The sequence below is a fragment of the Legionella sp. km772 genome, from assembly GCF_003989735.1.
Taxonomy (GTDB): domain Bacteria; phylum Pseudomonadota; class Gammaproteobacteria; order Legionellales; family Legionellaceae; genus Legionella.
The window spans coordinates 1-10350 of record NZ_RZGQ01000102.1 but is presented as its reverse complement, the minus strand read 5'-3'; the positions used below and the strand labels follow the sequence as shown (position 1 = coordinate 10350).

Here is a 10350-nt window from a genome sequence, read left to right as displayed (position 1 = left end):
AACTCATTTAAATCACTTTGCTATTAAGTACAAATTGATTCTTAGAGCGAACCAGATTGCTTGGCAGGAGCTTAAAAATATGGCAGCTTAAAATTGACCGTGCGTAACATGAGTTATTTAGATTATGCTATTGTTTTGCATAGAAAATCAGGGATGTAGTATGGGGAAGACTTTTTTAACCGATGTGACTTTACGTGATGCACATCAATGTTTAATTGCTACTCGCTTACGCACGGAAGACATGTTGCCTATTTGTAATAAAATGGATCAAGTAGGATTCTGGGCCATGGAAGTCTGGGGTGGAGCCACCTTCGATGCTTGTTTGCGCTTTTTAAAAGAAGATCCCTGGGAGCGATTAAAGCAATTACGCCTAGCTTTACCTAATACGCAATTATCCATGCTCTTAAGAGGACAAAATTTATTAGGTTATCGGCATTATGCTGATGATGTCGTAGCGGCTTTTATCCGCTTGGCGGTTAATAATGGTATAGATGTTTTTAGGGTATTTGACGCTTTAAATGATGTCCGTAATCTTGAGGTAGCAATAAAAACGGTTAAAGGGTTTAAAAAACACGCACAAGGAACTATTTGTTACACGACAAGCCCGGTACATACATTAGAAAGCTTTGTTAATTTAGGCAAGCAATTAGCGGAAATGGATTGTGATAGTATTGCCATTAAAGACATGGCCGGCCTATTAACGCCTGCAATAACAGTAGAGTTAATTCACCAGTTGACCGAGAGTACCGGCCTTCCTATCCATTTACATAGTCATGCCACTTCGGGTTTAGCGAGTATTTGTCATTATGAGGCGGTCTTGGCGGGGTGTGCTCATATTGATACCGCCATTTCTTCTTTTTCGGGGGGTGCCTCTCATCCCCCCGCAGAGGCCCTAGTGGCTGCTTTAGCAGGAAGCCAATATGATACTGAGTTGGACTTGAATTTATTATTAGAAATTGATGATTATTTTAAACAAGTACGCAAAAAATACCGGCAATTTGAGAGTGAAGCCCGCGAGGTGGATCCCCGCGTACAATTATATCAAGTACCAGGCGGGATGATTTCGAATTTATACAATCAGCTCAAAGAACAAAATGCTTTAGATAAAATAGATGCAGTCCATCAGGAAATACCGAAGGTTCGAAAGGATCTCGGCTATCCGCCTCTAGTTACCCCTACCTCGCAAATTGTTGGCACACAAGCGGTAATTAATGTCTTAACGGGTGAGCGTTATAAGACCATTACTAATGAAGTAAAGTTGTACTGCCAAGGCAAATATGGAGCGGCTCCTGGAAAAATTAGCTCAAGTTTACGTAAAAAAGCAATTGGGCGAACTGAAATAATCGATATTAGACCAGCGGATTTATTACCCGAGGAGCTGGGGCAATTGCGTAAAGAAATTGCTGACCTTGCCTTAAGCGACGAAGATGTTCTTATCTATTCTATGTTTCCTGAGATAGGCCGCACTTTTCTTGAGCAAAGGAAAAACCATGCCCTAGTCCCAGAACCTTTATTAGTTGAACCTATTAAAACGCAAAATACCTCATTATCCGAGTTTGAGCTCAGTTTTCATGGGGAAACCTACCATGTGAAGGTAGCTGGGTTTGGAGAGATGGCTCACAATACCCAAACCTGTTTTTTATGGGTTGATGAAGTCCCGGAAGAGGTAATTATTCAGCAAGAGCATATGGAGGAGCCTCATCAAGCAAGGACCAAGAAAAGTATAAAGAATGCCAATGATATTACGGTAACTATTCCAGGAACCATCATCGATGTTTTTGTCGCAGTGGGGGATCGAGTTAAAAAAGGACAAACCGTATTGATTTTAGAAGCGATGAAAATGGAAACAGAAATTCAAGCGAGTTCTGATGGGGTGGTTAAAGAGATACTTTGCAAAAAAGGAGATAAGGTTACACCTGAGCAAATCTTAATAGGAATAGAAAGCCTTTGAATGAATGGCTGCCAGCCTGCGAATTATTTGTTTCAATTAATTCTAATTTGTGTTAGATTTATACGATTTTGCAAGGAGTATAATTAGCTTTTATTGGTCTAAAAGTTTTTTTATGTTGCAAAAATATAATTTGAAAAAAGTTAAAACTATGTTAGCTTGGAACGTGTTATAAAGTTAGTTCTATTTTATTGGTTCACAGGATGTAAGAATCTATAAATTATTCATTATGAATACCTCATGCAATAAATGTAAGGAGTTAGAATCAATGCACCCAAATTATTATTTCTCGCCTTTAGCTGTTGCTTTAGCCTTAGGTTTATCGACACCTGTCAAAGCAGCACAACCAGTTACTTTAAATAAAGCGAGTTTTTTACAAATACAGCAACATTTTAATTTAGCTGCCCCAGGGTTGCTAAGATCAGTTTCGGCTTCACCTGATAGTTTAAAGTTTGTAAGCCAACACACTGATAAAAAACAAATGAATCATCTACGGATGCAACAACAATATGCTGGTTTTCCTGTTTTTGGTGGCTATGCCATATTTCATAGCAAGAAAGGTGTTCAATTGCTCGCTGGTAGCGCCTCTGCAATTAAAATGAACGGTACGGTTTATGAATGTTTGCAAGCTGAACTAGGCCAACCAGCACCTTCTTTTGTCAAAAATGCTTCTTCTGCTTTGCAACAATTTAAGGCAAAGTATGAAGGCAAAAGAGTGAGTGATGAACAAGTTACCCCTATGGTTTTTATTGATGCTGAGCATCACGCGCATTGGGCATATAAAGTAAGTGTTTTTGTAAGCCACGATGATAAAATTCCTGAACGTCCCACCGCAATTATTGATGCCCAAAATAATCAAGTTTTCGTGCAGTGGAATGATGTAAAAACGGCGGTAGCAAAAGATGCTGCGAAAGCTACTGGCTTTGGTGGTAACCAAAAAGTGGGTGAATACCAATTTGGTAAAGAATTACCCCTACTAGATATTACGCGTGACAGCAGTAGCGAAACCTGTTTTATGGAAAATACCGATGTTAAAGTGGTGGATATGCTGCATAAGTATTCTTCCAGAAATAAAGCCATGGAATTTGCTTGCAAAACGGATCCCAACAAATCTGTGGATGCCTATTTTACTGGTTATTCCGCAGATGGTTATGACAAAGATAATGGTGCTTTTTCACCAACAAATGATGCTTTATACGCAGGGTATGTTATTAAGCATATGTACCATGACTGGTACGGTGTTGAGGCATTAACTCAATCTGATGGCCGACCAATGCAATTAGTAATGCGTGTCCATTATGGTAACGGTTACGAAAATGCCTATTGGGATGGTAAGCAAATGACCTTCGGTGATGGTGATACGATGATGTATCCTCTAGTCTCCCTCGGTGTGGGCGGACATGAGGTAAGTCATGGCTTTACTGAACAGCATTCAGGTCTTGAATATTTTGGTCAATCAGGTGGTATGAACGAAGCATTTTCTGATATGGCTGCTCAAGCTGCTGAGTTTTACTCAGTGGGGAAAGTGAGTTGGCAAATTGGTCCTGAAATAATGAAAGAAGACAGTGGTTATGATGCCTTACGCTATATGGATAAACCAAGTCGCGATGGTAGTTCTATCGATGCTGCTGATGAGTATTATGGTGGCATAGACGTGCATTACTCAAGTGGAGTGTATAACCATTTATTCTATATTTTAGCCAATCAACCTAATTGGGGTGTCCGTAAAGCCTTTGATGTAATGGTAAAAGCGAATATGGATTACTGGACTCCTTATTCCACCTTTATTGAGGGGGGCTGTGGTGTGATTAGTGCTGCAAAAGATTTAGGTTATTCGATTGAAGATGTTAAGAAATCTTTAAGCGATGTTGCAATCAATACTCAATCTTGCTCTTAATTTAAAGAAGGTTGGGCCGTCCGGCTCAACAGCTCTTAATCCAGAATTTTTGTGGTTTTCGCATATCATTGTTGGGCCGAACGGTCCAACCTACGGTGCGTGTTGAATTATCACCATGAACTCAAATGAGCTTGTCGCCGCTGAGTTTTAAATCCATTCCTTGTAGCAACTGTCTTGAATTAAATTAAGACAGTTGCTTTATTTGTCTGTTTTGAACTTTCCGCTAAAGTTTTAGCTTGAACTTCCTTGTTTTACTGGTTTTTCATAAAAGAGGCTAGCAACGCGGCTACTGCTTGCGGTTGCTCCATATGAATATGATGGCCACCTTGTAAATGGTGTAGAGTTAACTGTTTTACTGCCTGCACTCGCCGTTCCATAAGCTCATTGTTAAATGAAAAGCCCTTATCTGCCCATAATAAAAAAGATCTTGTCCGAACTTCTTTTAAACAGCTAAGCACCTGTGTTTCAGTCATTTGTAAAGGGGAAGGGGAAAGCAAGCGCCTATCGTGACGCCAATAATAGTTGCCATTTTCTTCCCTTAAACCCCTTTCACAAAGCTTTTTGGCTATCTCAAGCGAAACATAGCCTTTCTCCGCCCGCGCCAGGGCGGCACTTTCTTTGTCCGGGTAGCCCTTAGGATTATTTCGCTTGCCTGCGTTTAAGCTATTTAAATATTGGGTCAGTTGCGCCACACAACTTTCGGGTGGGCGGGTTAACGGCCCCAAGCCCTCAATCAAACTCAGGGACATTAAATAGTCAGGGGCAATACTTGCTACTAAACTGGCCATACATGCACCGAGGGAATGTCCTATTAGATGGACTTGCTGAACTTTTAAAGCCTCGATAATTTGGACAATGCTAAATAAGCCATCAATAAAATGATAGTGCACACCAGGGGGGAGAGGAGAGGAAAAACCATGGCCGGGTAAATCAACAGCAATAAAATAATACTGATCTTGCAGCAATTCCCCTATAGGTTCAAAACTATTCGCATTATCGAGCCAGCCATGCAACGCAAGAATAGGTGGGTTTTGTGGGTTCCCCCAGGTTCTACCCGCGATGGTTAATCCAGGAATCCTTAATTCGATCTTGTCCATTATTAGCCTCTAAAAATATGTGCTTTGTCATCAAGAGTTCAAAAACCTACTGCTGGGCAGTTACAAAAATAAGTGAAGAGTAACGACTGTTTTAGTCTTAATGTGTTATTATTTATAATATAAAAATTTAGATCAACTTTAATTGCATTAGAGTCTGCCATAAAAATGTAATTTTTCATTATAGATATAGATAACGGTACAAGAAAAATGCAAGCACCCAAGCGTAGCATCTCATTGATTACCTATAATATTCATAAAGGATTTGGCGTAGGTGCTGTTCGTTTCTTATTGCCACAAATGCGCTCCGCTTTGATGGACTTAAATCCCGATTTTGTGTTTTTGCAAGAAGTACAAGGCAAGCATAAACGAAGAGAAAAAAGGATTAATTCTTGGCCTGACTTACCGCAATTTGAATACATTGCGGAGAATATTTGGCCCCATTATATTTATGCAAAAAATGCCGTTTATGAGTCGGGTCACCATGGAAATGCTATCCTCAGTAAATATTCCTTTGATCGTTTTGAGAGTATTAATCTTTCTAATATCAACCGTGCATCAAGGGGAATAGTACACACCCAAGTAAAATTAGATGATTCTGTTTTGCATTTATTATGCGTACATTTGGGCTTGTTTAAAGCGGAGCGTAGAGAGCAATGTAAAGCCCTAATGGCGCGTATTCGCGAAATGGTACCCCCTAATGAACCTTTAATTATGGCCGGTGATTTTAATGATTGGCGGACGCTTATTTCTAGGCCTTTAGCCGACGACTTAGGTATTGAGGAAGCCTTTATGGCGGTAGAAGGGCAGCATGCGCGCTCTTTTCCTGCTATAAAACCAGCTTTTTGTGTTGATAGAGTCTATTTTCGTGGTATGCAAGTGGAGGAAGTGGCTTGTTTACAAGGAAAGCCTTGGCGAATGCTTTCTGATCATTTGCCCTTATTTGCTCGTTTTAGTTTATTGTAATTGGCACTCACAGTAAGCTAGGTCTAGTCAAAAGGTGGTCGAACCAAGGCTCGACCTACCGTTAACCATTGTCAGTGACAGTTACTTTTCCATTGAATCTTGGTATTCACCAATACAGGCACTGCTATTTAAACGAGCTCGGTTTAATAATGCATCCTGGGCTTGGTTAATATTTTCTTTCTTTCCAGCCCAAGCGGCTAAACAATCTTCTTGTAGCGCTCGGCCAAAAGAGAAACTTAATAACCAGGGTTGATGGCCAATAGTATTAATTGCGTTTAAATTGGCGGTTGCTTGTTGCGGGCTTTGACCACCTGATAAGAAATTAATGGTGGGTACGGCTGCAGGTACATTATTGCGGAATACGCTCAAGGTGTAATCAGCTACTTCTTCAGGCTCACTAAAACTAGCTAGTCCTTTTCCACAGGTTACCATACTTGGTTTGAGAATAATGTGTTCTAATTCAACTTGGTGGATGAATAAAGCATGAAAAAGCTCATGTAAAACCATTTCGCACACTTCAGCACAATGCTCAATAGAATGCGTTCCATCCATCAGTACTTCAGGTTCTACGATGGGAACAATTCCTACCGCTTGGCAAGCAGACGCATAACGAGCTAAATTTTCAGCCCCAGTTTTAATCGCGGTAAGACTCGGAGTAAACTCAGAAATCGAATACACATTGCGCCATTTAGCAAATCGTGCCCCTAATTTCTTGAATTCCAATAAACGCTCGGTTAAACCATCTAAACCTTGGGTAACTTGTTCACCATCAGTCCCTGGTAGTTCAGTTAAACCTTTATCGACTTTGATACCGGGCACAATCCCTTTTTTAGCAAATAACTCCGCAATTGGCGTGCCTTTGTCGTCTTTTTGATAGAATGTTTCTTCAAAAAGAATAACTCCGTTAATATAGTGTTCTAAATCGGGTGTGGTGGCTAACAATAAACGGTAATCCCTGCGATTTTGTTCATTATTTTCAATATTAATAGTGGCAAAGCGTTTGCCAATCGTTCCATTACTTTCATCAGCAGCTAAAATACCTTTACTCTCGTGAAGCATCTCTTCCATCGTTGCTGATAATTCTTCATAACTCATCTTTATCTCCTGTATTTTACTCTCACAGTATCTACTATTTGTACTCGGGTTCAAAAACAACCCTGAACGCCTTTGTTTGAACGTCTACCGTGAAATATATTTTTCACGGATAAGCTGTTGCATAGCGAAACCTTGATCTTTTAAATAATTAAAAGCTTCGTCGATCATACCTGGATTTCCACATAAATAAACTAAATCTTGTTCAGGATTAAGATGAAGTTCAGGAAAAATAAATTGGACATAGCCTGCATGTTCATGAGCATTTAATTCTTCTGGTGCCATTTTACTCAAACAGGCCTTAAATATAACTTGTTCGGGAAAACTCTGAGCAAAACTTAAAAACTCATCCCCATACAAAACCTCCTCGCGCCGTTGTACCCCTTGCAGGATAACTACCTTTAAACTGGGTTGTTGCTTTAATCTGAGACTCAGTTCATTGATCATGGCGCGGTAAGGAGTAGTTCCTGTGCTGGTGGCTACCAATACATATCGCTTAGGATCTTGTTCTTTTAGGAGTAAACGTCCAAATGGCCCGTTAATATTGATCTGATCGCCAGGTTTTAAGTTAAATAGTAATTGCGTACCAGGTCCGCCTTCGACATAACCGGCAGCAAATTCAATCCGATTATCTTCTTTGGGGGGATTAGCTATACTATAACTACGCTTTAGCTGTTTTCCCTCATGTTCAAAATGAATGGTAATAAAGTGACCCGGCAAATAGCTAAAAGCAGGCGTTTCGGTACAGCTAAAAATAAAATGTTTTACCTTAGGAGAAATCATGTATGATTCTTGTAACGTAATAGGGAAGGTTTTTAATTGCATAAGAATTCAACTTTTATTTATAAAGTGCCTAATATAGGGGAAAAATTATGCATTGCAAGTGTTAAGAACATATAATTAAACTATGAATATACCTGATTTTGTTACCATGCTTGGCAATGTGAGCCAATCGCTGTTCCCTGTACAACATTTAATTACTGGGGGGGCTTATTTATTAGGTATTATTTTCTTCATGTCTGCTCTTAGGCGTTTTAAAGCCTTTGGTGAGCGCAGTTCCCAAGAAAGCAGTTTTGTGCCCTTAATGTATTTAATGTTTGGTGCCGCTTTGGTTTACCTCCCATCTGCGATGTCTTCTTTAGCTAATACCGCTTTTGGGGTAGGGAACATCTTAACCTATACCAATTACAATCAAACAAGCATTTATAGTGTGATGGGTATAATTGTTCGGGTGGCAGGACTAATTTGGTTTGTTAGAGGTTCCGTCTTAGTGGCTCACTCAAGTCAACCTGGAATGCAAGAAGGGCCTAAAGGCCTGCTATTTATTGCTGCTGGCGTTTTATCTTTGAACTTTGACAACACGATTTCTATGATCAATACCTTGGTAACTAATATCGTTAGTTGGTCTATAAACTTCAAAATCAGTCAAGGTTATTGAGAGACCTTAGTCATCCTCACCACAAATTCTTAAATTATTAGCTTTTGCAAAATCTAAGATTGATTGATAAAGTTGCGGGCTTGATTCTTTAAGCTTGGGGTCTAATAAAACACAAGGATAACCCTCACTATTCATACTTGGTTGTAATAAGGGAGAATAACGAATCCTACTGTTTTTAAAGCTAGCTAAAGAGCCGCTCATACGCTCTGCCCAATCACTGGGTCTAAACATTTTTCCTTGAGATGTTCTTCCTTCAATTACTATCGGTTTATTTTTTAATTCGGCCATAAAGTTACATCTATTTACTACAATGTGCCAAGTATACCATCATCTTGGTTTTTCTGGGTGATAATTATAAGAATTAATTACTATAAAGGAGTGAAAATTGGTTTTCCGTAGTAGTTTTTACTGCATTTATGATAGCATGTTGGAGTTTTTGAACTAAGTAAGGCTTTTTTGGGTAGAAGATCCTAAACAATTTAATAGCTCTTTTTACTAAGATTGCATAGAGCACCTTACAAAACTACTGAGGCTTAAATGGATAAAGAAAGTCATTCTGGCATTTATTTATTACCCAACTTATTAACAACAGCAAGTTTATTCGCTGCGTTTTATTCTCTAGTTTCTTCTATGAAAGGACAGTATGAGGCTGCAGTCATTGCGATGTTAATAGGCATGATAGCAGATGGCTTGGATGGACGGATTGCTCGTTTGACTAACACCCAATCTGCTTTTGGCGCCCAATACGACAGTTTATCGGATATGGTCACTTTTGGCGTTGCTCCTCCCATCTTGTTGTATAACTTAATGTTAGGCCAATTGGGTAAATTTGGCTGGCTGGTGGCTTTTGTTTATACAGCGGCGGTGGCCTTACGCTTAGCCCGGTTCAATACTCAACTAGAAACTGCTGACAAACGCTATTTTCAAGGCCTGCCTTGCCCGCCGGCCGCAGCCTTAATGGCCTCTTTTGCCTGGCTTTGTTACCAAAATGAATGGCAGCATATAATGATAGTTATTTTGACTGCACTCTTATCTTTAATTGTTTCTGCATTAATGGTGAGTAATTTACGCTACTACAGCTTTAAAGAACTTGATTTTAAAGGAAAAGTTCCCTTTTTATATATCCTGGTAATGATTATCTTATTTGTTGCTATAGCTGCCGATCCCGCGGTGGTATTATTTATAGGCTTTAGTCTTTATGCTTTGTCAGGGCCCATCATGACTTTGGTTTATTTGCGTAAAATGAAATCTGGTCCCCTGTAAGGTTTACCTGTCCGCGCTGCAGTCCTAGGCACTTATCCTTTGGCTGCAGACAGCACTATTCCATCTTTGCACCCATACCGCTAGGAAATAAAAGGAGCTTAAGCTATTCCGCGGTGCATACAGTGGGCTGCACAGTAATACGGATTACTTTGCAATTAAGTCAAGTTTAGTTTGGGGATGCCTGCGCGACATTAAGGCTTTATAAATGGAAGGAAGGGCTTATTCACCCTCACCAAAGAAATTTTCAATAAGCTCAACTAGAGCTTGATTCATTGCTGCTTCATCAGGACCTTCAATTTCTAAAATAAGTTCGCTGCCCTGATTGGCAGCAAGCATCATAACACCCATAATGCTCTTACCATTAACCGTTTGAGAGCCTTTAGTCACTTCGATATGGCTTTGATATCGCGCCGCTGTAGAAACAAATTTTGCCGATGCGCGGGCATGCAAACCAAGCCTATTAATAATTTTAATTTTAGTCTTAATCATAAGCACAATGTACCATGAGTAGAAGGGCCAGGTATATAGATTCCAGGGGCTTTTCATGACTAGAAATGAACCAATTATTGTTCAGCTGTTTTTTAATCAACAGTCGACAAAAGATTCGGTAAATTTAGGCTGTGAGGCTTATTCGCTCTAAATGGTTAATAAG

Annotated in this window: 10 protein-coding genes; 5 read left to right on the top strand and 5 right to left on the bottom strand. The window is 39.7% G+C overall.

Going from position 1 to position 10350, the window contains the following annotated elements; genetic code table 11:
- Nucleotides 1-160: 160 nt before the first annotated feature.
- Complete coding sequence (gene oadA / locus ELY15_RS10560) at nucleotides 161-1951, top strand: sodium-extruding oxaloacetate decarboxylase subunit alpha (protein WP_127099785.1); 1791 nt, start codon at nucleotides 161-163, stop codon at nucleotides 1949-1951.
- A 265-nt stretch (nucleotides 1952-2216) separates the two neighbouring features.
- Nucleotides 2217-3845: a zinc metalloprotease ProA gene (gene proA, locus ELY15_RS10555; protein ID WP_127099783.1), complete on the top strand. Its 1629-nt coding sequence runs from the start codon at nucleotides 2217-2219 to the stop codon at nucleotides 3843-3845.
- Between the two features lie 251 nt (nucleotides 3846-4096).
- On the opposite strand, the gene ELY15_RS10550 is transcribed toward proA, so the two are convergent.
- Nucleotides 4097-4942 carry an alpha/beta fold hydrolase gene (locus ELY15_RS10550; RefSeq protein WP_127099782.1) on the bottom strand — a complete coding sequence of 282 codons (846 nt, stop codon included), beginning with the start codon at nucleotides 4940-4942 and terminating at the stop codon, nucleotides 4097-4099.
- A gap of 207 nt (nucleotides 4943-5149) precedes the next feature.
- Between ELY15_RS10550 and ELY15_RS10545 the strand changes: the two genes are divergently transcribed.
- Complete coding sequence (locus tag ELY15_RS10545) at nucleotides 5150-5905, top strand: endonuclease/exonuclease/phosphatase family protein (protein ID WP_127099780.1); 756 nt, start codon at nucleotides 5150-5152, stop codon at nucleotides 5903-5905.
- A gap of 81 nt (nucleotides 5906-5986) precedes the next feature.
- Here the strand turns inward: ELY15_RS10545 and ELY15_RS10540 are convergent, their stop codons facing one another.
- Together ELY15_RS10540 and ELY15_RS10535 are read right to left on the bottom strand one after the other, a co-directional pair.
- Nucleotides 5987-7000 (bottom strand): class I fructose-bisphosphate aldolase, encoded by a 1014-nt coding sequence (locus ELY15_RS10540; protein WP_127099778.1) that lies wholly within the window; start codon nucleotides 6998-7000, stop codon nucleotides 5987-5989.
- Between the two features lie 84 nt (nucleotides 7001-7084).
- Complete coding sequence (locus ELY15_RS10535) at nucleotides 7085-7822, bottom strand: ferredoxin--NADP reductase (protein WP_127099776.1); 738 nt, start codon at nucleotides 7820-7822, stop codon at nucleotides 7085-7087.
- A gap of 82 nt (nucleotides 7823-7904) precedes the next feature.
- Here ELY15_RS10535 and ELY15_RS10530 point away from each other — a divergent pair, with 82 nt between their 5' ends.
- A complete protein-coding gene (locus ELY15_RS10530) occupies nucleotides 7905-8435 on the top strand; it encodes a type IV secretion protein IcmC (RefSeq protein ID WP_127099774.1) in 531 nt (176 codons plus the stop codon).
- Nucleotides 8436-8441: 6 nt separating this feature from the next.
- On the opposite strand, the gene ELY15_RS10525 is transcribed toward ELY15_RS10530, so the two are convergent.
- A complete protein-coding gene (locus ELY15_RS10525) occupies nucleotides 8442-8723 on the bottom strand; it encodes a DUF3579 domain-containing protein (protein ID WP_127099772.1) in 282 nt (93 codons plus the stop codon).
- Between the two features lie 249 nt (nucleotides 8724-8972).
- Between ELY15_RS10525 and pssA the strand changes: the two genes are divergently transcribed.
- Nucleotides 8973-9698, top strand: coding sequence for a CDP-diacylglycerol--serine O-phosphatidyltransferase (gene pssA / locus ELY15_RS10520; RefSeq protein ID WP_127099770.1), 726 nt, complete (start codon nucleotides 8973-8975; stop codon nucleotides 9696-9698).
- A gap of 219 nt (nucleotides 9699-9917) precedes the next feature.
- Here pssA and ELY15_RS10515 read toward each other — a convergent pair whose 3' ends face one another.
- Complete coding sequence (locus tag ELY15_RS10515) at nucleotides 9918-10187, bottom strand: HPr family phosphocarrier protein (protein WP_127099768.1); 270 nt, start codon at nucleotides 10185-10187, stop codon at nucleotides 9918-9920.
- Between the last annotated feature and the right edge of the window lie 163 nt (nucleotides 10188-10350).